Source organism: Bradyrhizobium sp. LTSPM299 (assembly GCF_000938235.1).
Lineage (GTDB): Bacteria > Pseudomonadota > Alphaproteobacteria > Rhizobiales > Xanthobacteraceae > Bradyrhizobium.
The window spans coordinates 49,171-72,964 of sequence record NZ_JYMU01000035.1 but is presented as its reverse complement, the minus strand read 5'-3'; the positions used below and the strand labels follow the sequence as shown (position 1 = coordinate 72,964).

Genomic DNA, 23,794 nt, shown 5'->3' with positions numbered 1-23,794 from the left:
TTATCGCGATAATGATTATCGTGATAATTAATAAGGAGAGCCAAAATGATCCAGAAGCTTCTCGCCTCGGCGGCGCTGCTTGCCCTCGCGACCGGCATTTCGCCTGCGGCCGCCCAATCGACCCAACCCGAATCCATCGTCCTCGTGCACGGCGGATTCGTCGACGGTTCCGGCTGGGAGGGCGTCTACAATATCCTCAAGAAGGATGGCTATCAGGTCACCATCGTTCAGAACCCGACGACCACGCTGGCCGACGACGTGGCGGTGACCAAGCGTGCGATCGCCGAAGCCAACGGCAAGGTGATCCTGGTTGGACATTCCTACGGTGGTGTCGTCATCACCGAAGCCGGCAACGACCCCAAGGTCGACAAGCTCGTCTACATCACAGCCTTCGCGCCTGACAAAGGCGAGTCGGTGTCATCGCTGATCGCCAACCCGCCGCCCGGCGCGCCGGTGCCGCCGATCCTGCCGCCGCAGGATGGCTTCCTGCACCTCGACAAGGCCAAGTTCGCGGCCTCCTTCGCCGCCGACGTGAAGCCTGAGCTCGCGTCCTTCATGGCCAACGCGCAAGTGCCCTGGGGCGTTGCCGCTCTCAGTGGTGCCGTGACGGAGCCGGCGTGGAAGACCAAGCCGAGCTGGTACCTCGTTGCGACCGCCGACAAGATGATCCCGCCGGATGCCCAGCGCGCCATGGCGAAGCGGGCAGGCGCCTCGGTCGTCGAACAGAGCGGAAGCCACGCGGTCTACGTCTCGCAGCCGAAGGCCGTCGCTGAGCTGATCGAGAAAGCCGCCAAGGCTCACGCGAAGTAAGCAACCGCTCTACCCATACGTCATTGCGAGCAAAGCGAAGCAATCCATCTCACCGCGTGCTGAGCCATGGATTGCTTCGTCGCTCCGCTCCTCGCAATGACGGGGGAGGGTCTAATGCCCATGTTCCGGCAACGTCAGCCCGAACACCTTGGTCAAATCCGCCACCTGCTCCGGCGACAGATAGCGCGGGTTCAGTCCGCGCAGCAGCAGATAGAGCTTTGCAGTCTCTTCCAGTTCTTCGGTCGCGAACACTGCGGCTTCCAGCGTATCGCCCGACACGACCGGGCCGTGATTGGCCAGCAGCACGGATGAGTATTTTCCCGCCAATCCCCTGATCGCGTCGGCGACATCAGGGTCGCCAGGGCGATAATACGGCACCAGCGCGGTCTGGCCGCATTTCATCACGTAATAAGCGGTCATCGGCGGCAGTGCGGCGCGCGGGTCGATCTCGGGCAGCATCGAGAGCGCCACCGAATGGGTCGAGTGCAGGTGCACCACCGCGCGGGCCGCGCTGCGGGTTTGATAGAGCGCGGTGTGCAGCGGCACTTCCTTGGTCGGCGCATCGCCGGAGATCAATCGGCCGTCCGCGTCTAGGCGCGACAGCTTGGCGGGATCGAGGAAGCCGAGCGAGGCGTTGGTCGGCGTCACCAGCCAGCCGCCATCATGGACGCGGACGCTGATATTGCCTGACGACCCCGGCGTCAGCCCGCGCTCGAACAGCGAACGGCCGAAGCGGCAGATGTCCTCACGAAGCTTTGTTTCGCTCATGATGCCAGCCTCCGATTTCCCGCCTTGTCCCATGCTTTGGCAGCGCGGCCAAGCCGTGATAGGCAGGCGTAACGGCTAAGAAAAACTCTCGAGGGATCGTCGCATGTCCAGTTCCGCCAAACCGCGTATCGCCGTGATCGGGCTCGGCTCGATGGGGTTCGGCATGGCGATTTCGCTGAGGCGCGCCGGCCTTGAGGTGACCGGCTGCGACGTGTCGGCTGATGCGGTCGCACGGCTTGTAGCAGATGGCGGCAGGGGCGCGACGACGCCGGCCGCGGCGGCCAAGGATGCCGACATCGTCGTCAGCGTCGTCGTCAACGCGGCACAGACCGAAGCCATCCTGTTCGGCGCCGATGGCGTCGCCGAGGCGATGCTTGATGACGCCGTGTTCGTCTCCTCCGCGACCATGGACCCCGACATCGCGCGGCGCCTGGCCAAGCAGCTCGAGGCGACCGGCCGCCACTATCTCGACGCCCCGATCTCCGGCGGCGCGCAGCGTGCCGCGCAGGGCGAACTCACCATTCTGGCCTCCGGCAGCGCCGCGGCGTTCGCGAAAGCGCGGCCGGCGCTGGATGCGATGGCCGCGAAGCTTTACGAACTCGGCGATGCCGCGGGCGAGGGCGCGGCGTTCAAGATGATCAACCAGCTGCTTGCAGGCGTCCATATCGCGGCGGCCTCGGAAGCGATCGCCTTCGCCGCCAAGCAGGGCCTCGACATCCGCAAGGTCTATGAGGTGATCACGGCCTCCGCCGGCAATTCTTGGATGTTCGAGAACCGGATTCCGCATGTGCTTGACGGCGACTATGCGCCGCGCAGCGCGGTCGAGATTTTCGTCAAGGATCTCGGCATCATCCAGGACATGGCGCGCACCGCGCGCTTCCCGGTGCCGGTGTCGGCCGCGGCGTTGCAGATGTTCCTGATGACATCAGCCGCCGGCATGGGCCGCGACGACGATGCCTCGGTGGCGCGGATGTATGCCCAGGTCACCGGCACGAAGTTGCCCGGCGCGAAATAAGAGGATCTCAAAATGCCCTGCTTTGCCGCCAACCTCTCCATGATGTTCACCGAGGTCCCGTTCCTCGACCGCTTCGAGGCCGCGGCGAAAGCGGGTTTTGCCGCGGTCGAATTCCTGTTCCCCTACGAATATCCCGCCGACGAAGTCGGCAAGCGGCTGAAGGCTGCCGGACTGACGCAGGCGCTGTTCAATCTGCCGCCGGGCGACTGGAACGCCGGCGAAAAGGGCTTTGCCGCGCTGCCGGATCGTTTCGCCGATCTGCAGCAGAGCCTGAAGACGGCGCTGCCCCATGCGCAGGCAACCGGCGTCAAGCGGCTGCATCTGATGGCGGGAATCGCCGACCGCAGCGATCCCAGGGCGGTCGCGGCGTTTCGCAAGTCGATCGCTTACGCTGCCGAATTCTTTGCGCCCCACGGCCTCGACGTCGTGATCGAGCCGATCAATCCGCGCAATGTACCCGGTTATTTCCTCAACGACTTCCTGTTCGCGCGCGACCTCATCAACGAGCTGAAGATTCCGAACCTGAAGCTGCAATTCGACATCTACCACTGCCAGATCATCCATGGCGACGTGACGATGCGGCTGCGCGAGATGATGCCAATCATCGGCCACGTCCAGATCGCCTCGATCCCCTCGCGCAACGAGCCCGACGGGGAGGAGCTGAACTATCTGTTCCTGTTCGAGGAGCTCGACCGGCTCGGCTATGGCGGCTTCGTCGGCTGCGAATACAATCCGCGCGGCAAGACCGCCGATGGCCTCGCCTGGTTCAAGCCCTACGCCGGAGCAAAATCGTGACGCTGGCCGCGAAACTGGCTCTTGGCTGCATCGCCGACGACTATACCGGCGCCTCCGACCTCGCCAACACGCTGACCCGCGCCGGGTTGCGCACGGTGCAGACCATTGGCGTTCCCGCAGATAATCTTGCGCTGCCCGAGGTCGATGCCGTCGTCGTTTCGCTGAAGAGCCGCTCGATCGAGGCCGGTCTCGCCGTCACCCGCTCACGTGCCGCCGAGACCTGGCTGCGCGGCCGCGGCGCTCAGCACGTCCTGTTCAAGATCTGCTCGACCTTCGACTCCACCGTTACAGGCAATATCGGCCCGGTGATGGATGCGCTGCGCGCCGATTCCGGCGACGCGATCGTGCTGGTGACACCAGCCTTTCCGGAAACCGGCCGCACCGTCTATCAGGGCAATCTGTTCGTCGGCGCCGTGCCCCTCAATGAGAGCCCGCTGAAGGACCATCCGCTCAACCCGATGCACGATTCCAACCTCGTGCGGGTGCTGGCGCAGCAAAGCAGGACTGGGGTGGGGCTGATCGACCTGGCGACGCTGAATCGCGGCGCTGATGCCGTCTGGGCCAGGCTCGCCGATCTCGTCGGCAAGGGGACCGGCGCTGCGATCGTCGACGCCGTGTTCGACCGCGACCTCGAAACCATCGGGCAGGTGGCGCTGGGCCATCGCCTCTCGGTCGGCGCCTCCGGCATCGGGCTCGGACTGGCGCGCGCGCTGGTCGCCTCGGGTCGCGTGAAGCCAGACGCACTGAATGCTACGCCTGACGCGGCGGTCGGAGGGCCGGCCGCCTGCCTCGCCGGCAGTTGCTCGCAGGCGACCCTGCAGCAGATCGCCAGCGCTGAGAGGGTGATGCCGGTCTTGCATCTTGATCCCGAACGGGTGGTCGCAGGCCCGGACGAGGCGCGGCGCGCGGTTGCCTGGGCAAAGGACCGAATCGGCGACGGACCGGTTCTGATCGCGAGCAGTTCGACCCCCGACGAGGTTGCAGCTCTGCAATCTCGTCATGGCCGTGATGCAGCCGGACATGCCATCGAACAGGCGATGGCCGACATCGCCGAAGGTCTGGTGCAGTCGGGCGTGCGCAGGCTGGTGGTCGCCGGTGGTGAAACATCGGGCGCCGTGGTCGATCGGCTGCGTATCCCGGGATTCCTCGTCGGTGCGGAAATCGCTGCGGGCGTGCCGGTTTTGCGCGCCGTCGGAGTCGAAAGCGGCGAGATGCTGCTTGCCCTGAAATCAGGCAATTTCGGCGGTCCGCAATTTTTCCTGGACGCACTCGATTTGATGCGCTGACCGCGCGAAGTGCGCCATTTTCAGACGCACATTTTCGACTCAGTAGTTCAACGGGGTTCCAAATTAACTCTACCGCAGGGGCGAGCAGGCATTGATGCCTGCGGCGTCCTGCCACGCCGGTGTCTCTCCAGCCGTCACGATCGGAAGCTCACGATGCTCGCCAAATACTCGATCCGCGCCAAGATCATTGCCGTGGTTGCGTTCCTCCTCCTCGTCGTTACGGGCATGGGTTTGCTGGCCGTCAGGGACATGCGGGCAATCAACGCCAACACCGTCGACATCACGACCAACTGGCTGCCGAGCGTGCGGATTCTTGGCGAATTGCGCGCGGGCCTCATCACCTATCGCAACGTGATCCGCGAACACATGCTCGCCGAAACGCTCGAGGAGAAGCTGGCAGCGGAAAAGACCCTGGCTGGTGTGGTCGAGGCCAACACGAAGACCCGTGCGACCTACGAGGCCGTAATTACCTCGCCGGAAGAGCGCGCGCTGTACAATCAGTGGGTTGATACCTGGACGCGGTACAAGAAGGGCACCGAAGAGGTGATGGAGCTGTCGCGCAAGGAAGCCGGCAAGATTCCGCATGAAGCCCACGAGCTGAACACCAAAACCGTGAACAAGATCGGTCTGGAGGCCGACGAGATCCTGCGCAAGGACATCGACCTCAACAATACCGGCGCCGACAAGGCGGCCCAGGACGCCGCCGACAACTATTCGTCTGCCTTCATGATGCTTGCCGTGCTGCTCGGAATAGCTCTTGTTGTCGGCGTCGGCGTCAGCTTCTACCTGGTTCGCGACATATCCAGCGGCATTGCCTCGATCGTGACGCCGATGCAGGCGCTGGGCCGCGGCGACCTGACCGCGATCGTGCCGCATCAGGGCGAAAAGACCGAGATCGGCGCCATGGCCGACACGCTGCAGGTCTTCAAGGAAGCCCTGGTCGCCAAGAAGGCGGCTGATGAAGCCGCCGCGGTTGACGCGGAGGCCAAGATCGAGCGCGGTCGCCGGGTCGATGCCATCACCCGCAATTTCGAGACCATGATCGGCGAGATCGTGCAGACGGTGTCGTCGGCCTCGACCCAGCTCGAGGCTTCGGCCGGCACGCTGTCGTCGACCGCCTCTCGCTCGGAGGAGCTGACCACCGCGGTCGCAGCCGCCTCCGAGGAGGCCTCCGCCAACGTGCAGTCGGTGGCCTCGGCCACTGAAGAGTTGTCATCGTCGGTGACCGAGATCAGCCGCCAGGTGCAGGAATCGGCGCGGATGGCCACTGATGCCGTCGGCCAGGCCCGCACCACCAACGATCGCGTCAGCGAGCTGTCGAAGGCGGCCGCGCGCATCGGCGACGTCGTCGAGCTCATCAACACCATCGCCGGCCAGACCAATTTGCTGGCGCTGAACGCCACTATCGAGGCGGCGCGCGCCGGTGAGGCCGGCCGCGGCTTTGCGGTCGTGGCGTCGGAGGTGAAGGCGCTGGCCGAGCAGACCGCAAAGGCGACCGGCGAGATCGGTCAGCAGATTTCCGGCATCCAGGCCGCGACGCAGGAGTCGGTCGGCGCGATCAAGGAGATCAGCAGCACCATCGAGCGGCTCTCCGAGATTTCCTCGACCATTGCGGCCGCCGTGGAAGAACAGGGCGCGGCGACGCAGGAGATTTCCCGCAACGTGCAGCAGGCCGCGCAGGGCACCCAGCAGGTCTCGTCGAACATCACGGACGTGCAGCGCGGCGCCACCGAGACCGGCTCGGCCTCGAGCCAGGTGCTGTCGGCGGCGCAGTCGCTGTCGGGCGACAGCAACCGTCTCAAGCTCGAAGTCGGCAAGTTCCTGGAGTCGGTCCGCGCCGCCTAACGGGGGCAGGATGAGCGCCACCCACGGAGCCATCGTTCCGGGGCAGCTGCCGCAGCAGAAACCAGGCGTGGTGAGCTCACCCAGCTCATCACGCTTTTGCATTTCTGCAGACCTGCGATGCATCGGGGTTGCAGGGGCAAAAAAGCGCCGCGCCTGCTGACTTTCGTAGCACGTCCGTCGCTTTTGGGGCCGTGGTCCGGCCGAGGGCAGGCAGCGTCGCAACTGAGGCGGCCACGCTCCTCACCAAGCTATGCCAAGGAAGTGAAGGCCACCCACGCTGCGCGGGTTGGCGTTTGGCTTCGCATCGGGTAAATCGACCCCTAGCGGAGCGGCTTTTTTTGAAACGCCGATTCCCTTGCCTGGGCAGGCCTTTTCGGGAATTTCGGGAATACTCCTTCTATGATCGCACTGGTGCGTATCGCGCTGAGCCGGCCCTATACTTTCGTCGTGCTCGCGCTGTTGCTGCTTATCATCGGACCGCTGGCGGCGCTGCGCACGCCGACCGATATCTTTCCGGATATTCGCATTCCCGTGATCGGCGTGGTCTGGCAGTACACCGGCCTGCCGCCGGACCAGATGTCCGGGCGCATTACCTCACCGTTCCAGCGCTCGTTGACCACGACGGTCAACGACATCGAGCATATCGTCGCCAATTCCTATAACGGCGTCGGCATCGTCAAGATCTTCTTCCAACCCAATGTCGATATCCGCACCGCCAATGCGCAGGTCACCGCGATCTCGCAGACGCTGCTCAAGCAATTGCCGCCGGGCTCGACGCCGCCGCTGATCCTGAACTACAGCGCGTCCACCGTGCCGATCATCCAGGTCGCGCTGTCGGGTGAAGGCCTGACCGAGCAGAACCTCGCCGATATCGGCATCAACCAGCTGCGCACGCCGCTGGTCACGGTGCCTGGTGCGGCGATCCCGTATCCGTTCGGCGGCAAGCAGCGCCAGGTCCAGATCGACCTCAACTCGGCGGCGCTGCAGGCACGCGGTTTGTCGGGACAGGACGTCGCCAACGCGCTCGCGGCCCAGAACCTGATCACGCCGGTCGGCACCCAGAAGATCGGCGGTTTCGAATATACCGTCAATCTCAACAACTCGCCGCTCAAGATCGACGAGCTTGGTAACCTCCCGATCAAGACCGTCAACGGCGCGATGGTCTATGTGCGCGACGTCGCCACCGTGCGCGACGGCAACCCGCCGCAGACCAACATCGTGCATGTCGACGGCAACCGTTCGGTGCTGATGATGGTGCTGAAGGCCGGCGCCACCTCGACGCTCGATATCATCTCCGGCATCAAGCAGAAGGTGATCGAGGTCAAGGATCAGCTGCCGGACGCGCTCAAGATCGGTTTCATCGGCGACCAGTCGGTGTTTGTGCGCGGCGCGATCCAGGGCGTCGCCTTCGAAGGCGTGATCGCAGCGCTGCTGACCAGCGTCATGATCCTGCTGTTCCTCGGCAGCTGGCGCTCGACGGTCATCATCGCGGTGTCGATCCCGCTATCGGTGTTAGGGGCCATCATCATGCTGTCGGCGATCGGCGAGACGCTGAACATCATGACGCTCGGCGGCCTGGCGCTCGCGGTCGGCATCCTCGTCGACGACGCCACCGTGACGATCGAGAACATCAATTATCACCTCGAACAAGGCAAACCGGTCGAGCAGTCGATCCTCGACGGCGCCAACCAGATCGTGACGCCGGCCTTCGTCTCGCTGCTCTGCATCTGCATCGTGTTCGTGCCGATGTTCTTCCTGACCGGCGTGGCGCGCTTCCTGTTCGTGCCGATGGCCGAAGCGGTGATGTTCGCGATGATCTGGTCGTTCATCCTGTCGCGCACGCTGGTGCCGACCATGGCGAACTATCTGCTCCAGCCGCATGTGCATCATGAGGGCGCGCCGCCGAAGTCGCGCAATCCTTTGGTCTGGTTCCAGCGCGGCTTCGAGGCGCGGTTCGAGCGCATCCGCGGCGGCTATCACGGCCTGCTAGCGATGGCGCTCCGCCACCGTCCGACGTTCGTGACCGGCTTCCTTGCGATCGTGGCTGCGTCGTTCTTGCTGGTGCCGTTCCTGGGTCGCAACTTCTTTCCGTCGGTCGACGCCGGCAACATCCTGATGCATGTCCGCACCCAGGTCGGCACCCGCGTCGAGGAGAGCGCCAACCAGCTCGCCGACATCCAGAAGGCGGTCCGCAAGCTGGTCCCCGGTGAGATCGAGACGCTCACCGACAACATCGGCATGCCGATCTCCGGCATCAACATGACCTACAACAACACCGGCGTGATCGGCCCGCAGGACGGCGACGTCCAGATCAAGCTGAAGGAAGGCCACCGGCCGACCGAGGAACATGTGCGCACGCTGCGTGAGCAGTTGCCGCGGCTGTTCCCCGGCGTCAGCTTCTCGTTCCTGCCGGCCGACATCGTCAGCCAGATCCTGAACTTCGGCGCCCCGGCGCCGATCGATTTGCAGGTCCGCGGCGCCAACATCGAAGCCAACTTCGCCTACGCCAACAAGCTCCTGAGCAGGATCAGGAAGATTCCCGGCATCGCGGATGCGCGGATCCAGCAATCGCCGAATAGCCCGACCTTCAACATCGATGTCGACCGCACCCGCGCGCAATATGTCGGCCTGACCGAGCGCGACGTCACCAACGCCCTTGTGGTCAATCTCGCCGGCTCTTCGCAGGTCGCGCCGACCTACTACCTCAATCCTGACAACGGCGTGTCCTATTCGATCGTGATGCAGACGCCGCAGTACCAGATCGACTCCTTGAGCGCGCTGCAGGCGCTGCCGATCACCGCGACCGGCAACACGCAGGCGCCGATCCTCGGCGGCATCGCCGACATCAAGCGCTCGACCTCGAGCGCGGTGGTGTCGCAATACGACATCCAGTCGCTGGTGCAGATCTACGCGACGACGCAGGGCCGTGACCTCGGCGCTGTCGCCACCGAGGTGCGGGCGCTGATATCAGAGACCGCCAAGGAGGTGCCAAAGGGTTCGTCCGTGGTGCTGCTGGGCCAGGTGCAGACCATGAACTCAGCCTTCACCGGCCTGTTGTTCGGCCTGCTCGGCGCCGTCGTGCTGATCTACTTCCTGATCGTCGTGAACTTCCAGTCCTGGTCGGACCCGTTCGTGATCATCACGGCGCTGCCCGCAGCCCTCGCCGGCATCGTCTGGATGCTGTTCACGACCCAGACGACGCTGTCGGTGCCGGCGCTGACCGGCGCCATCATGTGCATGGGCGTGGCGACCGCCAACAGCGTGCTCGTGATCAGTTTCGCCCGCGAGCGCTATGAGGAACTTGGCGATCCCGTCGCGGCCGCGCTGGAGGCCGGGTTCGTCCGGTTCCGCCCGGTGCTGATGACGGCGCTCGCCATGATCATCGGCATGGCGCCGATGGCGCTGGGACTGGGCGAGGGCGGTGAGCAGAATGCCCCGCTCGGCCGGGCCGTGATCGGCGGCCTGATCTTTGCAACCTTCGCAACGCTGATGTTTGTTCCCGTGGTGTTCAGTATGGTACACAAGAAACAAGGCGCCAAGGCCGCCGCCTCATCGGAGATTCCGCATGTCGCCCACTGAACAGCGCCCGCCGGTTTCGCACCGGAAATTGGGCATATTCGGCGTGGTGGCGTTGATCGCCGCAGGCCTCATCGTCGGAACCGGCATTCGCGCCCGCGAGGAGCAGGGTACGCGGCTGAAGGAATGGACCGAGGACCAGGCGATTCCGACCGTTGCCGTGGCCTTGCCCAACGCCAGGGTCTCGAGCCCGACCCTCGACCTGCCGGGCCGGCTGGAGGCGTACTCGCGCGCGCCGATCTTCGCGCGGGTTTCCGGATACCTCAAGAGCTGGAACGCGGACATGGGCGCGCGGGTCAAGGCCGGCCAGGTCATCGCCGAGATCGAGGCCCCCGACCTCGACCAGCAATTGCTGCAGGCGCGGGCCGACCTGGCGAGTGCAAAGGCCAGTGCCAAGCTGTCGGAAGCCACGCTGGACCGGCGCAAGACGCTGGTGGCGTCGAACTTCGTTTCGGCGCAGGAAATCGACGAGCGCACCGCCGATCTCTCCAACAAGAACGCGTCGGTCAATTCCGGGCAGGCCAATGTCGAGCGGCTGGAAGCGCTTGCCGGCTACAAGAAGATCACGGTGCCCTTCGACGGCATCGTCACGTCGCGCGACACCGACGTCGGCGCGCTGATCAACGCCGGCGGCGGCTCCGGGCCGGCGATGTTCACGATCTCTGACATCAGCAAGCTGCGCGTTTACGTCAACGTGCCGCAGACCTATGTGCCGGCGATCAAGATCGGCGCCAAGGCGACGATTGCGATGCCGGAATATCCGAACCGGACGTTCCTGGCGACGGTGGAAGCCTCCTCGCAGGCGGTCGATGTCGCCTCCGGCACCACGCGGATGCAGCTCGGGCTCGACAATTCCAGTGGCGAGCTGATGCCGGGCGGCTACGCCGGCGTGAAGCTCAGCCTGCAGCGCGATTCTACGCCGCTGAGCATTCCGGCCAGCGCCCTGATCTTCAACAGCAGCGGATTGCGGGTCGCGACCGTCGGCTCGGACGACAAGGTGCTGTTCAAGACGGTGACGATCGGGCGCGACCTCGGCAAGGAGATCGAGCTGGCGTCGGGCCTTGCGGCCGATGACCGCGTCATCACCGCGCCGCCGGACGGCCTCGCCGACGGCGACCATGTGCGCGTGGTCGGGGTCGGCGCCAAGGGCAAGCCGACGACCGCCTCCGAAAAGCAGGACGTCAAGGGGTAGCGTGCTCCCCTTCACCTCGCCCCGCTTGCGGGGAGAGGTCGGATTGCGAAGCAATCCGGGTGAGGGGGTGCAGGTCTCTCGATAGAGCAATATTGCGGAGAAAGCCCCTCACCCCAACCCTCTCCCCGCAAGAGCGGGGGCGAGGGAGCTAAGCGACCCGCCATTCCAGAATGCCGTCACCCGCCGTGACGATGTCGCCGAGCGAGCCGACCGGCGTGCGATCCATGTTCTGCAGATAGGCCAGCGTCGCCGTATCATCAGCGGAGATGCGGCCGAGGGTACGCCGGTTATCTTCCGTGCGCAGCATGGCCACGCCATGTTCGACCTCGCCATTGCCGCGATAGATCACGGTGAAGGCCTCGACCTTGCCCTTGCCTTGGGCCTCGGTGGTGAACTCGGGCACGTCGCGTCTGTTGCGGTCGGCTTCGGCCTGCACGCTGATGTCCTGCTTCAGTGCTTGCTTTGGCGCCTCGCGCGACAGCACCACGCCATGATGCTTGGTGACGAAGCCGCCCTGGCCGTAGAGCAGGCCGAGCTTGCCGCCGCTTCTCAATTTGCGCACCATCGCGCAGGCCGCATGCGTCATGTAGGTGTTGAGCGGCGCGCCGAAGAACGTCAGCCCGCCGGTTACGGTCGGCTGCACGTCAGGGCCGAGACCGAGCGTCCGCCGCGCCATCTTCGGCACACAGGGGAAGCAGCTATAGAGCTCGATGGCGTCGAACTTCCTGCCGTCGCCCTCGATGAGATCCATTACCGTCTTCAGCACCACGGTCTGCGAATGGCTCTCGACGAACTGATCGCGGGTCAGATAGTCGCGCGGCTCTTCCGCAGAGGCGCCGCCGAGCGGGTAGATCAGCTTCTCCTCCGGCACGCCGGCGGCGCGCGCCTTTGCCAAGCTGGTCAGGATCAGCGCGCCGCCCATGTTCACCATCGGGTTCGCCACCATCAGCTTGGTGTAGGGCCAGGCGATCAGCCGGTTCTCCGGGGTCGGCGTCGTGATCTGGTCGCCGGTGAAATGCTTCTTCAGCCAGGCGTTCGGATTGTCGGCCGCGACGCGCGCATAGGTCGACCACAACTCGCCCGACTCCGTCAGCGCCTCGCGCGGCGTCTGGCCCCAATGCGCCGCGGTTGCGGATTCATAGAGCGGATAGACCGTGATCGGCCGGAACACGCCGAGCGCCACCGCCATCGGTTTCTGGAACGCGGCGCCGCGCTTCGGCTCTTCGACGTCATGCGCGAACGGCGTCCACGGCAACGCGACGCCGGCACGCTGTGCTTTCGTTGCGGTCGACTGCGCCTCGGCGCCGCAAACCGCGGCGACGCTGCACTCGCCGCGGGCGATGCGCTGCGCCGCCTCGTGCAGATAGCGGATCGGGCTCTCGCCGCCGACCGGGCCGAAATAGAGATGCGAAGGCGCAATGCCGAGGCGCTGGGCAAGCTGCCTCTCCGGATCGCGGTAACGCCAGCTCAGGAAGTTGACGATGTCGAGCGACTGGATCTCGCCCAGCAGTTTTGCGCCGCTGTCGGCCTCGGCGCGCTGCAGCGCCTGTTCCAGCAGCGTCAGCGGCTCAAGGCCGGCAACGATGTCCTTCGGACGATCGACGATCTCGCCGACGCCGACGATGACGGGAATGCGGTCTTCGGGGGATGCGGTCATTTTCTTGTTCACTTTGAGAGATTGAATTCGATGGTGCCTTTGGCCGTCATTGCGAGCGAAGCGAAGCAATCCATTCCGCAACTCGCGGAAAGATGGATTGCTTCGTCGCTTCGCTCCTCGCAATGACGGCGAGGGCCATCACTCCGCCACCAGCGCATTCATGTGCTCGACGGCTTCGGCGAAATCCTCCTTGAACTCCTGCACCACGGCGCCGGCGGATTTCACGCTGTCGATCAGGCCGACGCCCTGGCCGACGAAGTAGCTGACGAGATCGCGCGCCTTGGCGTTGCCGGCGGCCGCGGCGCGGTCGATCGAGTTGAAGGCATCGCGGCTGATGATGCTCTGGAGCGGCATCGGCAACGCGCCGGGGCTCTCGGGCGAGCGATCCCACGCATCGGTCCAGACCGAGCGGAGCTGCCGCGCGGGCTTGCCGGTGCGGCCCTTGGAGCGCACCGCGTCGCGCGACGACGCCGCGATCATCTTCTCGCGGAAAATTTCCGACGTCTCCGATTCCACGGTGGCGAGCCACACCGATCCGGTCCACGCGCCGGCCGCGCCCATCGCCATGCAGGCCGCCATCTGTCGGCCGGTCATGATGCCGCCGGCGGCGAGCACCGGCACGTCGCGGATCGGCTTGATCGCCTTGATCACCTCCGGCACCAGCACCATGGTCGAGACCTCGCCGCAATGCCCGCCAGCTTCCGTGCCCTGCACGACCAGGATATCGACGCCGGCCGCGACCTGGCGCAGCGCATGTTCCTTGGCGCCGACCAGCGCTGCCACCGGCACGCCATGTTTCTTGCCGCGATCGATCATCGCCTTCGGCGGCACGCCGAGCGCATTGGCGATCAGTTTAATTGGATGACGAAAGGACACGTCGAGCAGCTCGAGCGCAGTTTCCGCGTCGAACGGCTGCGGCTGGTTGTCGGCGACGTTCCTGGTGGTGAGCTCGATATCGTATTTCTTCAGCAGATTGCGGGTGAAGTCGCGATGCTCCTGCGAGACGCGCTTCTCCAGGCTCTTCCAGGTGACGTTCTTCTCGCCCGAGGTCGAGATGTTCTCGGGGATCAGCACATCGATGCCGTAAGGCTTGCCGTCGACATGCGCGTCGATCCAGGTCAACTCCTGCTCCAGCGTCTCCGGTGAATGCGCGGTCGCGCCGAACACACCGAACCCGCCGGCGCGGCTGACCGCCGCCACCACGTCGCGGCAATGGCTGAAGGCAAGCAGGGGGAATTCGATTCCCAGCATGTCGCAAACAGGTGATTTCATGGATGCGTTCTCTCCCGGCGGCAGCTTATTGTGTTTTTTTGCATCAGGCCCCGCGACGCTAGCGCTCATGGACGGTCAAGCCAAGCGGGTTTCGCTTGCTGCGATCTTGCGTGCAGGCGCTGCGCGCGGGACGCATTCCGTACGGCAAAAAAAGCCGGTGCCGTAGGGTGGGCAAAGCGCAGCGTGCCCACCATCTACTGCACGTATCTGGATGGTGGGCACGGCGCTGCGCGCCTTTTCCCACCCTACGAAACCACGCAAGACCGCAAAACCGGAGCCGCAAGTGACTGACACCTCTGCCTACGAGCCGCCGAAAGTCTGGACCTGGAACAAGGAGAGCGGCGGGCGCTTCGCCAGCATCAACCGGCCGATCGCAGGTCCCACGCATGACAAGGAATTGCCGGTCGGACGTCATCCGCTGCAGCTTTACTCCCTGGCGACGCCGAACGGCGTCAAGGTCACGGTGATGCTGGAAGAGCTGCTGGCGGCCGGACACAAGGGCGCGGAGTACGATGCTTGGCTGATCAAGATCGACGGCAACCAGTTCGGCAGCGGCTTTGTCGACGTCAATCCGAACTCGAAGATCCCGGCGCTGATGGACCGCAGCGGGCCGGAGCCGATCAGGGTGTTCGAGTCGGCCTCGATCCTGGTCCATCTCGCCGAAAAATTCGGCGCCTTCCTGCCGACCGACGTCAAGACCCGCGCCGAAACCTTCTCCTGGCTGTTCTGGCAGATGGGCGCCGCGCCCTATCTCGGCGGTGGCTTTGGCCACTTCTACGCCTATGCGCCGACCAAGATCGAATACGCCATCGACCGCTTTGCGATGGAGGTGAAGCGGCAGCTCGACGTGCTCGATCGCAGGCTCGCGGATAACGAATATCTGGCCGGCAATGTCTACACCATCGCCGACATGGCGGTGTGGCCCTGGTATGGCGGGCTCGCCAAGGGCCTACTGTACGGCGGCGGTGAATTCCTCTCGGTGCAGGACTACAAGAACGTGCAGCGCTGGACCGATGCGATCGCGGCACGGCCGGCGGTGAAGCGCGGCCGCATGGTCAACCGCACCTGGGGCGAGCCCTCGAGCCAGCTCCACGAGCGCCACGACGCCGGTGATTTCGACACCAGGACGCAGGACAAGATCGGCGAGCCGGCCGCGTCGTAAGTTAGTGTCGCGGGAGCGATCTCAATCCACCTCGCCCCGCGTGCGGGGAGAGGTCGGAACGCATCGTTAGATGCGTTCCGGGTGAGGGGGACCGTCCGCACACTCGCGTCTATCGAATTTGCGGAGGCGGCCCCTCTCCCCGCAAGAGCGGGGCGAGGGAGATATCGGTGCCAGCCTCAGTTCATCGGTTGGAACGCACGCGCGTTGGCGTCGATCTGCTGCCGGCTCGGCGGCACGTGCCCAAACGGCGCGTGCTCGAACCAGAGATTTCCGTCGGTTCCGAGCACGACGACGTTCTGTGCATCGACCGCGCGGAACGACTGCACTTTGCTGTCGATCTGCGTCCGCGGAGGGACGCGGCCGGTGCGCGCGAACGGCGAGTGTTCGTGCCAGAGGTTTCCATCGGTGCCGAGGACGATGAGATTGTCGGTATCCAGCGCCTGAAATCCGGTCACGTTCTGGTCAATGAACTGGCGCGCCGGCGGCACGTTGCCAAACGGCGCATGCTCCAGCCACAGCCTGCGGTCGCTGCCGAGGACGACGATAGTGTTGACGTCGAGCGCGGCGAAAGACAGGACGTTGCTGTCGATCTGTGTTCGCGGCGGGACCCGGCCGGTGCGTGCGAACGGGGAGTGCTCATGCCAGAGGTTTCCGTCGGTGCCGAGGACGATGAGATTGTCCGTATCCAGCACCTGGAAGCCGGCCACATTCTGGTCGATGAATTGACGCGCCGGAGGGACGTTGCCGAACGGCGCCTTCTCAAGCCACAGCCGCCTGTCGGTGCCGAGAACAGCTACGGTCCCGGCATCCAGTCCGTGAAACGCCATCACGTCGGCGTCGACCTGGACGCGCGGCCCGACACGGTCCAGCCGCGGAAAAGGCGGATGCTCGAGCCACAGTTTTCCGTCGCTGCCGAGCACGAGAATGTTCTGCTCGTCGAGCGCCTGAAACGTCGACACGTTTTGATCGATGAAATTGCGGGCAGGGGGGACGTGACCGAAGGGACTGTGCTCCAGCCACAAGCGTTGATCGGTTCCAAGGACGAAGACGTCTGACATGGCATTGCTCCAGTTGGTGGTTTCAATGCGGTCAGTATGGGGCGTGGCGGGAAGCGCAGTAGTGATGTTTCTCACATAACAACTTTAAGGAGAATTTGAATCGTCGGCCTATGCCAGCAGATCGTCGTAGTCCGGATTCTTCTTCATGAAGCCCTGGATGAATTCGCATTTGACGACGAGCTTGCGGCCTTGCGCACGTATCGCCTCCAACGTAGCGCGCGCGAGCCTCGAGCCGATGCCCCGGCCGCCGAGTTCGGGCGGCACCTCGGTGTGGATGAGGGTGATCGTATCGGGCGACTTGCGATAGACGACGAAAGCGATGGCGCCGTCGGCCTCCAGCTCGAACCGGCTCTGTGCCTCGTTGTCGCGGAATGTCTCGGCCATGGTCCGGTGCTCGCGGTTACTTGTTCTGCGCGCCTTCGGCCGCCGGAAACACCACCCGGTCGTCGGTGCGGCAATAGCGGTCGGCGAACATACGGCCGATCGGGTGATAGCGCTCCATATGCACGCGCATGGCGTCGCGATCCCAGAGCTCGTCGCGGATGTAGAAATTGATGCCTTCGCCCATGATGAGCTGGCGGTCGCCATTGACGTCGATCAGCTTCCAGGTCTTGCACTCCATTGCGAAAGGCGCGTCGGCGAGCCGCGGCACTGCGATCTTGCTCGATGGTGCAAGCTTCAAGCCGAGATAGGACGGCTCGCCGATCTCGGGCGGAAAGTCTCCGCTACTCTCGTGCATCGCACGCGCCAGCGGCTCGTCGGTGAGATGGACCACGAATTCGCCTGATCGCTGGATGTTGATGAGCGTGTCCTTCTCCCGGCCGTCGGGGCGCCGGTTGACTGCGAACATGCAGAGCGGCGGATCCTCGCAGAACACGTTGAAGAAGGAGAACGGCGCGGCGTTGACGACGCCGCTCGGGCCTACGCTCGTCACCCAGGCGACCGGCCGAGGCAACACGAACGAGGCGAGCACCTTGTAGCGTTCGCGCTGGGTGAGGTCGCTGGCGGCGTATTCCATGGGGAGGTCCTGGTCGGCTGCCGAAGGGTGGGCAAAGCGAAGCGTGCCCACCATCAAGTGTCGTGCTCGCGAAGGTGGGCACGCTTTCGCTTTGCCCACCCTACGAAGCTCTCCCCGCGAAGAGCGGGGAGGAGAGAGTTTACACCATGCTCAGTTCATGGCGGCCGACCACCATCCAGTGCACCTCGTCCGGACCGTCGGCGAAGCGGAGGTGGCGGACGTCCTGGTACATTTCGGCGAGCGGGGTCCACTGCGAGATGCCAGTGGCGCCATGCATCTGGATCGCCTGGTCGATCACCTTGCAGGCGCGCTCGGGGATCATGGCCTTGACCATCGACACCCAGACGCGCGCCTCCTTGTTGCCGAGCACGTCCATCGCCTTCGCTGCCTTCAGCACCATCAGCCGCATCGATTCGATCTCGCATCGGGCCTGCGCGATGATCTGCAAGTTGCCGCCGAGATGAGCGATCTTCTTGCCGAACGCTTCGCGGGTCAGGCCACGCTGCACCATCATGTCGAGCGCCTTCTCGGCCTTGCCGATGGTGCGCATGCAGTGATGGATGCGGCCGGGACCGAGGCGGACCTGCGAGATCTCGAAGCCGCGGCCCTCGCCGAGCAGGATGTTCTCCTTCGGCACGCGCACATTGCTGAAGCGCAGATGCATGTGGCCGCGCGGCGCGTGGTCGTGGCCGAACACGTGCATCGGACCCAGGATCTCCACGCCGGGCGTGTCCTTTGGCACCAGGATCTGCGACTGCTGCTTGCTCGGGGCCGCGTCCGGATTGGTCTTCACCATCACGATCATGATCTTGCAGCGGGGATCGCCGAGGCCGGAGATGTAATATTTCTCGCCGTTGATCACCCACTCGTCGCCGACCAGCTTTGCGGTGGTCGAGATGTTCTTGGCATCGGAGGAGGCGACGTTCGGTTCGGTCATCGCATAGGCCGAACGGATCTCGCCGTTGAGCAGCGGCTTCAGCCACTTCTCCTTCTGCGCCTTGGTGCCGACGCGCTCCAGCACCTCCATGTTGCCGGTGTCGGGCGCCGAGCAATTCATGGACTCCGACGCCAGCGGGCTCTTGCCGAGCTCGGCCGCGATATAGGCGTAGTCGAGATTGTTCAGGCCGTCGCCGGTCTCGGCGTCGGGCAGGAAGAAGTTCCAGAGGCCGACCTCCTTGGCCTTGTCCTTGGCCTTCTGCAGCACCGCGAGCTGTTCGGGCGTAAAGCTCCAGCGATCGGTCTTCTTTTCGCCGTGGCGATAGAACTCGACCGACATCGGCTCGACGGTCTCGCGGATGAACTGCTTCACATGATCGTAAAGCGGGCGGACCCGTTCCGACATCCGCAGATCGTTCAGCTCATCGCCCGGGCTGAGCGTGTAGTTGGTGGTGCGGGGCACATAGGCGTGTTTCATTGTTGTTTCTCCCATCGGCGAAGGCGCGTGTTGCGGCGGACAATAGACGCGGGCCGCGTCAAGCGCGAGCCGATTTTCGCGATGATCTCTACCGCATCGCGGAATATGACGGCGGCGCTTCAAACAATGTTTGAACGCCGTCGTCTGCGACCCAATGTGTCGCGGATGGACTCACACCATCCGGTGCATCGCGCAAATCTTGTTGCCGTCGGGATCGCGCAGATAGGCAAGATAGAGCTTGCCGGCAGCACCTTCGCGGACGCCGGGCGGATTCTCGCACGGCTTGCCACCGGCAGCGACGCCGGCCGCGTGCCAGGCCTCGACCTGCTCGGGCGAATGGCAGGCAAAACCGATCGTACCGCCATTGGCGTGCGTCGCGGGCTCGCCGTCGATCGGCTTGGAGACCGAGAATACACCGGTCTTGGTGATGTAGAAAATGCGGTGACCGTCGACCCTGGCTGACCGGACATCGACGGTGGCCAGCAACGCGTCATAGAACGCCTTGGACTTGTCGAGGTCGTTGGTGCCGATCATCACGTGCGAAAACATTCTTGAAATCCTCCGTGTTGCCTATGGCGCGAACGCTAGCAGCAGTTTTGGCCCGACGGAAGCGGGTGCCGCGCCGCGGGAGTATTGATGCGCGACGTGCAATCTACGCAACACTCGGTGTCGTCCCGGCGAAGGCCGGGACCCAACCACAAATGTTGATTGTTGCGTTGCGCCGGAACGACGAGTCTCGCTTACAACACCTCCGCGGAGTATGGGTCCCGGCCTTCGCCGGGACGACGATTGTGTGTGTGGCAAGCGATCGCCTAAAACGCCGTGTACCCGCCATCGATCACGAAACAATCCGCGGTATGATACGACGACGCCTTGCTCATGAGGTAGACCGCGATACCGCCGAAATCACTCGGCTCGCCGAAGCGGCGCACCGGGATGCGCGGCATCACGTTGGCGACGAATTTGTCGTTGGCCATGATGCCTGCGGTCATGTCGCTCTTGATCCAGCCGGGCAGGATCGCGTTCGCGGTGACGCCGTGGCGCGCCAGCTCGACGCCGAGCGCGCGGCACAGCGCGTTCAGCGCCGCTTTGGAGCCGGCATAATGTTCGTTGCGCGCGGTGCCGAACAGCGAGGCCAGGCTCGAGGTCGCGACCAGCCGGCCGAATCCGTCGCCGGCCTCGGCGCGCTCGGTCATGTGGCGCGCGGCGACCTGGAACACATGAAAGACGCCGTCGAGATTGGTCGCGAACATCTTGCGCCATTCCTCCTCGGTGCGGTCGATGAAGGCGCGCCGTCCGCCGCCGCCGATACCGGCATTGGCAAAGCAGCCGTCGACGCGGCCGAAGGTGTCGAGCGTTGCCTTCATCGCGGTCTTGACCGAACCGGGATCGCTGACGTCGCAGAATTGCGTGACGACCTTGCCGGGTCCGGCCGCCATCGAGGCCGCCGCGTTGGCGTTCTTCTCGGCGTTGCGACCCCAGATCGCGACGTTGCAGCCGGCGGCGTTCAGCGCCTGCGCGATGCCGAGGCCGATGCCGCCATTGCCGCCGGTGATCACTGCGACGCGGCCGGTGAGGTCGAAGATGCCACTCATTGGGGTTTCCATTTGGTTTGGCGCGCGTTAATCACGCGTCCGAGGATGGGCTTGGCCGCAACCATGGACAAGCCCGGTACAAAAATCAAATATGGGTCGGAGCACAATTCGACTTGCCGCGCTACCAACGCGGCACAACTGACGGAGGAAACCATGCAGTTCAAACATGTCACGCTCGACTTCGACGGATCGGTCGCGATCCTCAAGCTCGACCATCAGGAGGTCATGAACGCGGTCTCGATGGACATGCTGGGCGGCCTCGCCGAGGCCCTCGATGCGATCGACGACAAGCGCGAGGAGGTGCGCTGCCTGGTTATCACGGGTGCGGGCCGCGCGTTCTGCACCGGTGCCAATTTGCAGGGCCGCAACGCCCAGCAGAAACCCGGCAAGAGCAACGCCGGCGCGTCGCTCGAGACCGGCTTCCATCCGTTCCTGCGCCGGCTGCGCAAGCTGCACTGCCCGATCGTCACGGCCGTGAACGGCCCGGCCGCCGGCGCCGGGATGAGCTTCGCATTGATGGGCGACCTGATCCTGTGCGCGCGCTCGTCCTACTTCCTGCAGGCGTTCCGTCGCATCGGCCTGGTGCCGGATTGCGGCTCGACCTGGCTGCTGCCGCGGCTGATCGGCAAGGCGCGCTCGGTCGAGCTGTCGCTGCTCGGCGAGCGGCTGCCCGCCGAAAAGGCGTTGGAATGGGGCCTCATCAACCGTGTCTATGACGACAATGCGCTGATGGAGGAGACGATGAAGCTCGCGCATGAGCTGGCCAACGGTCCGACGGTCGCGCTCTCGCTGATCCGAAAACTGTATTGGGACAGCCCGGAGAATTCGTTCGAGGACCAACTCAACCTCGAATTCGAGTCGCAGCGCATCGCCGGGCGCGCAGAGGACTTCAAGGAAGGCGTCACCGCATTCCTTGAAAAGCGACCGGCGAAGTTCAAAGGCAAATGATCGAGACCGAACTCGGGCGCTGCGTCGCCACCTTCCATCCCGGCGCGACCGGCGTCACTGGCGCGGCAAAATTGTCCGGCGGCGCCAGCCAGGAGACCTGGACGTTCGACATCGTGCATCCCGACGGCCCTGTTGGCGCGATCCTGCGCCGCGCGCCGCCGGGCTATGGCGCTGCGCCGGGACGTGCCGCCGGCCTCGATGCGGAAGCTGTGCTGATGCAGCTCGCGCATGACGCGGGCCTGCCGTCGCCGAAGGTGATGCATGTCTTGAGACCGGAAGACGGCCTCGGCCGCGGTTTCATCATGGCGCGCATCGAGGGCGAGACCATCGCGCGCAAGATTTTGCGCGACGAGGAATATGCCGGCGCGCGGCCGATCTTGGCGCGCCAGCTTGGGCGCGTCATCGCCGGCATCCATGGCCTGCCGCGCGCGAAGTTGCCGCAACTGCGCAGCATGTCGGCGACAAAGGAGATCGACGATCTCGAGCGCGAGTACCGCAGCTTCAATTGGCCGCGGCCGGTGTTCGAGCTGGCGCTGCGCTGGCTGCGCGATCACGATCCCGGCCCGTCGTCGGAGGTGACGCTGGTGCATGGCGATTTCCGCCATGGCAATCTGATCATTGGCCCCGACGGCGTCCGCGCCGTGCTCGACTGGGAGCTCGCGCATTTCGGCGATCCGATGGAGGATCTCGGCTGGATCTGCGTCAACTCCTGGCGCTTCGGCGAAATCGACAAGCCGGTCGGCGGTTTTGGCACACGCGAGGAACTGTTCGCCGGCTACGCGGAGGCCGGCCGCAAGGCCGACCCTGATAGGGTGATGTTCTGGGAGGTCATGGGCACGCTGCGCTGGGGCGTGATGTGCTGCGGCATGATGCAGCGCTTTCGTTCCGGCCCGGACCATTCGATGGAGCGCGCGATGATCGGGCGGCGTTCGTCGGAGACCGAGATCGATTTGCTGCGGCTACTGGCTCCGCGAGGAAAGTAAGATGCAGGACGAACCGACGCCCACCGAGCTGATCAAGGCCGTTGCCGATTTCCTGCGCAACGAGATCACGCCCGTCATCAAGGGGCACAACGCCTTCAAGCTCCGCGTCGGCATCAACGCGCTCGATCTGGTGACGCGGCAGTTGGCGCTGGCGGAGCAAGGCGATGCGGCTGAAGCCGCGCGGCTGAAGCAATTGCTTGGTGCCGACTGTGCACTGCTTGAGCTGAACCGCGCGCTATCGGAGAAGATCGCAAGCGGCGAGGTGGATCTGACGACGCCGGGCCTGTCGGAGCATCTCTGGCAGACCACGATGGACAAGCTCGCCGTCGATCAGCCGAACTATGCGTCGTACAAGCGGGAGCTTGGTGGAAAATAGAATTCGTCATTGCGAGCGAAGCGAAGCAATCCATCTCGCCGCTTGCGGAGAGATGGATTGCTTCGTCGCTTCGCGCCTCGCAATGACGGGGAGAGAGCGCCTACTTCCCCAGCCACTTCGGCGGCCGCTTCTCCGAAAACGCCTTGGGTCCCTCGATGTAGTCCTGCGAGGCCGCCATGGCCTTCACCGCCGGATATTCGCGCTGCTCGGCGATCGCCTGTTCCAGCGAGACTTCGAGGCCGCGCTGGATCGCCTGCTTGGAGGCGCGGATCGACATCGGCGAGTTCTTGGCGATGGTCTCGGCCCAGCGCTCGGCGGCGGCGAGCGCTTCGCCCTGCGGGACGACTTCGTTGACGAAGCCGAGTTCGAGGCCTTCCTTGGCGCTGACATGGCGTGCAGTCAGGATCATGCCCATGGCGCGCTTCAGGCCGATCTGCCGCGGCAAGCGATGCACGCCGCCGGCGAGCGCCGCGAGGCCGACCCGCGGCTCGGGCAGCGCGAAGGTCGCATTCTCGGAGGCGATGATCAGGTCGCAGGCCAGCGCGATCTCGAAGCCGCCACCCATCGCCACGCCGTTGACGGCGGCGATGATCGGCTTGTCGCAGTCGAAGCGCGAGGTGAGGCCGGCAAAGCCGCCCTTGTCCCAGCCGCGCTTGCCGCCCGCCGCCTGCCATTTCAGATCGTTGCCGGCGCAGAACGCCTTGTCGCCGGCGCCGGTGACGATCGCGACCCACTGCTCGGGATCGGCGGAGAAGTCGTCGAACACCTTGTTGAGCTCGAAATGCGCGTCGATATGCAGCGCGTTGTAAACCTCGGGGCGCGACAGCGTCACGATGGTGATGGGACCCTTGCGCGTCACCTTGGAGAATTTCAGATCCATGTTGGCTCCCGTCGATTTTCTGTGGCGAAGAATATTCGTTGCATCCTAGCGCGTGGGCGCCGTCCCGTGCCATCCAATTACGCAAAGGCACCGCGCGTGCAAGCACCATCCACCAGCTTGACTTGGAGGGACGCTTCTCACCTT

At 64.6% G+C, this 23,794-nt stretch carries 21 protein-coding genes; 11 read left to right on the top strand and 10 right to left on the bottom strand.

What is annotated here, in order from left to right:
• Positions 1 to 45: 45 nt before the first annotated feature.
• Positions 46 to 810: an alpha/beta hydrolase gene (locus tag UP10_RS19450; RefSeq protein ID WP_082077183.1), complete on the top strand. Its 765-nt coding sequence runs from the start codon at positions 46 to 48 to the stop codon at positions 808 to 810.
• A 111-nt stretch (positions 811 to 921) separates the two neighbouring features.
• On the opposite strand, the gene otnC is transcribed toward UP10_RS19450, so the two are convergent.
• On the bottom strand, positions 922 to 1,578 hold the full coding sequence (gene otnC, locus UP10_RS19445; protein WP_156180157.1) for a 3-oxo-tetronate 4-phosphate decarboxylase: 657 nt from the start codon (positions 1,576 to 1,578) through the stop codon (positions 922 to 924).
• A gap of 103 nt (positions 1,579 to 1,681) precedes the next feature.
• Between otnC and ltnD the strand changes: the two genes are divergently transcribed.
• The 6 genes from ltnD to UP10_RS19415 all read left to right on the top strand — a co-directional run bounded on the left by ltnD (position 1,682) and on the right by UP10_RS19415 (position 11,287).
• Positions 1,682 to 2,593: an L-threonate dehydrogenase gene (gene ltnD, locus UP10_RS19440; protein ID WP_044588902.1), complete on the top strand. Its 912-nt coding sequence runs from the start codon at positions 1,682 to 1,684 to the stop codon at positions 2,591 to 2,593.
• 12 nt (positions 2,594 to 2,605) lie between these two features.
• Positions 2,606 to 3,388: a 2-oxo-tetronate isomerase gene (gene otnI / locus UP10_RS19435; RefSeq protein WP_044588901.1), complete on the top strand. Its 783-nt coding sequence runs from the start codon at positions 2,606 to 2,608 to the stop codon at positions 3,386 to 3,388.
• The gene (gene otnK / locus UP10_RS19430; RefSeq protein WP_044588900.1) at positions 3,385 to 4,674 is read left to right on the top strand and encodes a 3-oxo-tetronate kinase; all 1,290 of its coding nucleotides are present in this window, start codon (positions 3,385 to 3,387) and stop codon (positions 4,672 to 4,674) included. The genes otnI and otnK overlap by 4 nt, the downstream gene beginning before the upstream one ends.
• Before the next feature lie 153 nt (positions 4,675 to 4,827).
• Positions 4,828 to 6,519 (top strand): methyl-accepting chemotaxis protein, encoded by a 1,692-nt coding sequence (locus UP10_RS19425; protein ID WP_044588899.1) that lies wholly within the window; start codon positions 4,828 to 4,830, stop codon positions 6,517 to 6,519.
• Positions 6,520 to 6,918: 399 nt separating this feature from the next.
• The gene (locus tag UP10_RS19420; RefSeq protein ID WP_044588898.1) at positions 6,919 to 10,098 is read left to right on the top strand and encodes an efflux RND transporter permease subunit; all 3,180 of its coding nucleotides are present in this window, start codon (positions 6,919 to 6,921) and stop codon (positions 10,096 to 10,098) included.
• On the top strand, positions 10,085 to 11,287 hold the full coding sequence (locus tag UP10_RS19415; protein WP_044588897.1) for an efflux RND transporter periplasmic adaptor subunit: 1,203 nt from the start codon (positions 10,085 to 10,087) through the stop codon (positions 11,285 to 11,287). Before UP10_RS19420 ends, UP10_RS19415 begins: the two co-directional genes overlap by 14 nt.
• A 148-nt stretch (positions 11,288 to 11,435) precedes the next feature.
• Here the strand turns inward: UP10_RS19415 and UP10_RS19410 are convergent, their stop codons facing one another.
• Both UP10_RS19410 and UP10_RS19405 read right to left on the bottom strand, forming a co-directional pair.
• Entirely contained in the window at positions 11,436 to 12,944 is a 1,509-nt protein-coding gene (locus UP10_RS19410; protein ID WP_044588925.1) for an acetyl-CoA acetyltransferase, read from the bottom strand.
• Between the two features lie 138 nt (positions 12,945 to 13,082).
• Positions 13,083 to 14,216: a nitronate monooxygenase gene (locus UP10_RS19405; protein WP_044588896.1), complete on the bottom strand. Its 1,134-nt coding sequence runs from the start codon at positions 14,214 to 14,216 to the stop codon at positions 13,083 to 13,085.
• A gap of 283 nt (positions 14,217 to 14,499) precedes the next feature.
• On the opposite strand from UP10_RS19405, the gene yghU reads away from it, so the two are divergent.
• Positions 14,500 to 15,378: a glutathione-dependent disulfide-bond oxidoreductase gene (gene yghU / locus UP10_RS19400; RefSeq protein ID WP_044588924.1), complete on the top strand. Its 879-nt coding sequence runs from the start codon at positions 14,500 to 14,502 to the stop codon at positions 15,376 to 15,378.
• Between the two features lie 176 nt (positions 15,379 to 15,554).
• On the opposite strand, the gene UP10_RS19395 is transcribed toward yghU, so the two are convergent.
• The 6 genes from UP10_RS19395 to UP10_RS19370 form a co-directional block, all read right to left on the bottom strand.
• Positions 15,555 to 16,436 (bottom strand): hypothetical protein, encoded by an 882-nt coding sequence (locus UP10_RS19395; protein ID WP_044588895.1) that lies wholly within the window; start codon positions 16,434 to 16,436, stop codon positions 15,555 to 15,557.
• Between the two features lie 108 nt (positions 16,437 to 16,544).
• Entirely contained in the window at positions 16,545 to 16,820 is a 276-nt protein-coding gene (locus UP10_RS19390) for a GNAT family N-acetyltransferase (protein WP_044588894.1), read from the bottom strand.
• 16 nt (positions 16,821 to 16,836) lie between these two features.
• Complete coding sequence (locus tag UP10_RS19385; RefSeq protein ID WP_044588893.1) at positions 16,837 to 17,454, bottom strand: flavin reductase family protein; 618 nt, start codon at positions 17,452 to 17,454, stop codon at positions 16,837 to 16,839.
• Positions 17,455 to 17,593: 139 nt separating this feature from the next.
• A complete protein-coding gene (locus UP10_RS19380; protein ID WP_044588892.1) occupies positions 17,594 to 18,868 on the bottom strand; it encodes an acyl-CoA dehydrogenase family protein in 1,275 nt (424 codons plus the stop codon).
• A 171-nt stretch (positions 18,869 to 19,039) separates the two neighbouring features.
• The gene (locus UP10_RS19375) at positions 19,040 to 19,417 is read right to left on the bottom strand and encodes a VOC family protein (protein WP_044588891.1); all 378 of its coding nucleotides are present in this window, start codon (positions 19,415 to 19,417) and stop codon (positions 19,040 to 19,042) included.
• Between the two features lie 263 nt (positions 19,418 to 19,680).
• Positions 19,681 to 20,463: an SDR family NAD(P)-dependent oxidoreductase gene (locus UP10_RS19370; RefSeq protein ID WP_044588890.1), complete on the bottom strand. Its 783-nt coding sequence runs from the start codon at positions 20,461 to 20,463 to the stop codon at positions 19,681 to 19,683.
• A 153-nt stretch (positions 20,464 to 20,616) separates the two neighbouring features.
• Between UP10_RS19370 and UP10_RS19365 the strand changes: the two genes are divergently transcribed.
• Genes UP10_RS19365 through UP10_RS19355 form a run of 3 tightly spaced genes read left to right on the top strand, consistent with a single transcriptional unit; the run spans position 20,617 to position 22,770 of the window.
• Positions 20,617 to 21,411 carry an enoyl-CoA hydratase/isomerase gene (locus tag UP10_RS19365; RefSeq protein WP_044588923.1) on the top strand — a complete coding sequence of 265 codons (795 nt, stop codon included), beginning with the start codon at positions 20,617 to 20,619 and terminating at the stop codon, positions 21,409 to 21,411.
• Complete coding sequence (locus tag UP10_RS19360) at positions 21,408 to 22,394, top strand: phosphotransferase family protein (protein ID WP_044588889.1); 987 nt, start codon at positions 21,408 to 21,410, stop codon at positions 22,392 to 22,394. The genes UP10_RS19365 and UP10_RS19360 overlap by 4 nt, the downstream gene beginning before the upstream one ends.
• 1 nt (position 22,395) lies before the next feature.
• Positions 22,396 to 22,770 (top strand): DUF6285 domain-containing protein, encoded by a 375-nt coding sequence (locus UP10_RS19355; RefSeq protein WP_044588888.1) that lies wholly within the window; start codon positions 22,396 to 22,398, stop codon positions 22,768 to 22,770.
• Positions 22,771 to 22,870: 100 nt separating this feature from the next.
• Here UP10_RS19355 and UP10_RS19350 read toward each other — a convergent pair whose 3' ends face one another.
• Positions 22,871 to 23,650 (bottom strand): enoyl-CoA hydratase-related protein, encoded by a 780-nt coding sequence (locus tag UP10_RS19350; protein WP_044588887.1) that lies wholly within the window; start codon positions 23,648 to 23,650, stop codon positions 22,871 to 22,873.
• Positions 23,651 to 23,794 lie beyond the last annotated feature (144 nt).

Coding starts and splice junctions, on each gene's coding strand:
- ltnD (WP_044588902.1), top strand. CDS start 1,682: ATGTCCAGTTCCGCCAAACCGCGTATCGCCGTGATCGGGCTCGGCTCG.
- UP10_RS19420 (WP_044588898.1), top strand. CDS start 6,919: ATGATCGCACTGGTGCGTATCGCGCTGAGCCGGCCCTATACTTTCGTC.
- UP10_RS19425 (WP_044588899.1), top strand. CDS start 4,828: ATGCTCGCCAAATACTCGATCCGCGCCAAGATCATTGCCGTGGTTGCG.
- UP10_RS19370 (WP_044588890.1), bottom strand. CDS start 20,463: ATGAGTGGCATCTTCGACCTCACCGGCCGCGTCGCAGTGATCACCGGC.
- UP10_RS19355 (WP_044588888.1), top strand. CDS start 22,396: ATGCAGGACGAACCGACGCCCACCGAGCTGATCAAGGCCGTTGCCGAT.
- UP10_RS19415 (WP_044588897.1), top strand. CDS start 10,085: ATGTCGCCCACTGAACAGCGCCCGCCGGTTTCGCACCGGAAATTGGGC.
- UP10_RS19450 (WP_082077183.1), top strand. CDS start 46: ATGATCCAGAAGCTTCTCGCCTCGGCGGCGCTGCTTGCCCTCGCGACC.
- otnI (WP_044588901.1), top strand. CDS start 2,606: ATGCCCTGCTTTGCCGCCAACCTCTCCATGATGTTCACCGAGGTCCCG.
- otnC (WP_156180157.1), bottom strand. CDS start 1,578: ATGAGCGAAACAAAGCTTCGTGAGGACATCTGCCGCTTCGGCCGTTCG.
- UP10_RS19410 (WP_044588925.1), bottom strand. CDS start 12,944: ATGACCGCATCCCCCGAAGACCGCATTCCCGTCATCGTCGGCGTCGGC.
- UP10_RS19395 (WP_044588895.1), bottom strand. CDS start 16,436: ATGTCAGACGTCTTCGTCCTTGGAACCGATCAACGCTTGTGGCTGGAG.
- UP10_RS19360 (WP_044588889.1), top strand. CDS start 21,408: ATGATCGAGACCGAACTCGGGCGCTGCGTCGCCACCTTCCATCCCGGC.
- UP10_RS19385 (WP_044588893.1), bottom strand. CDS start 17,454: ATGGAATACGCCGCCAGCGACCTCACCCAGCGCGAACGCTACAAGGTG.
- UP10_RS19350 (WP_044588887.1), bottom strand. CDS start 23,650: ATGGATCTGAAATTCTCCAAGGTGACGCGCAAGGGTCCCATCACCATC.
- UP10_RS19380 (WP_044588892.1), bottom strand. CDS start 18,868: ATGAAACACGCCTATGTGCCCCGCACCACCAACTACACGCTCAGCCCG.
- UP10_RS19375 (WP_044588891.1), bottom strand. CDS start 19,417: ATGTTTTCGCACGTGATGATCGGCACCAACGACCTCGACAAGTCCAAG.
- UP10_RS19365 (WP_044588923.1), top strand. CDS start 20,617: ATGCAGTTCAAACATGTCACGCTCGACTTCGACGGATCGGTCGCGATC.
- UP10_RS19390 (WP_044588894.1), bottom strand. CDS start 16,820: ATGGCCGAGACATTCCGCGACAACGAGGCACAGAGCCGGTTCGAGCTG.
- UP10_RS19405 (WP_044588896.1), bottom strand. CDS start 14,216: ATGAAATCACCTGTTTGCGACATGCTGGGAATCGAATTCCCCCTGCTT.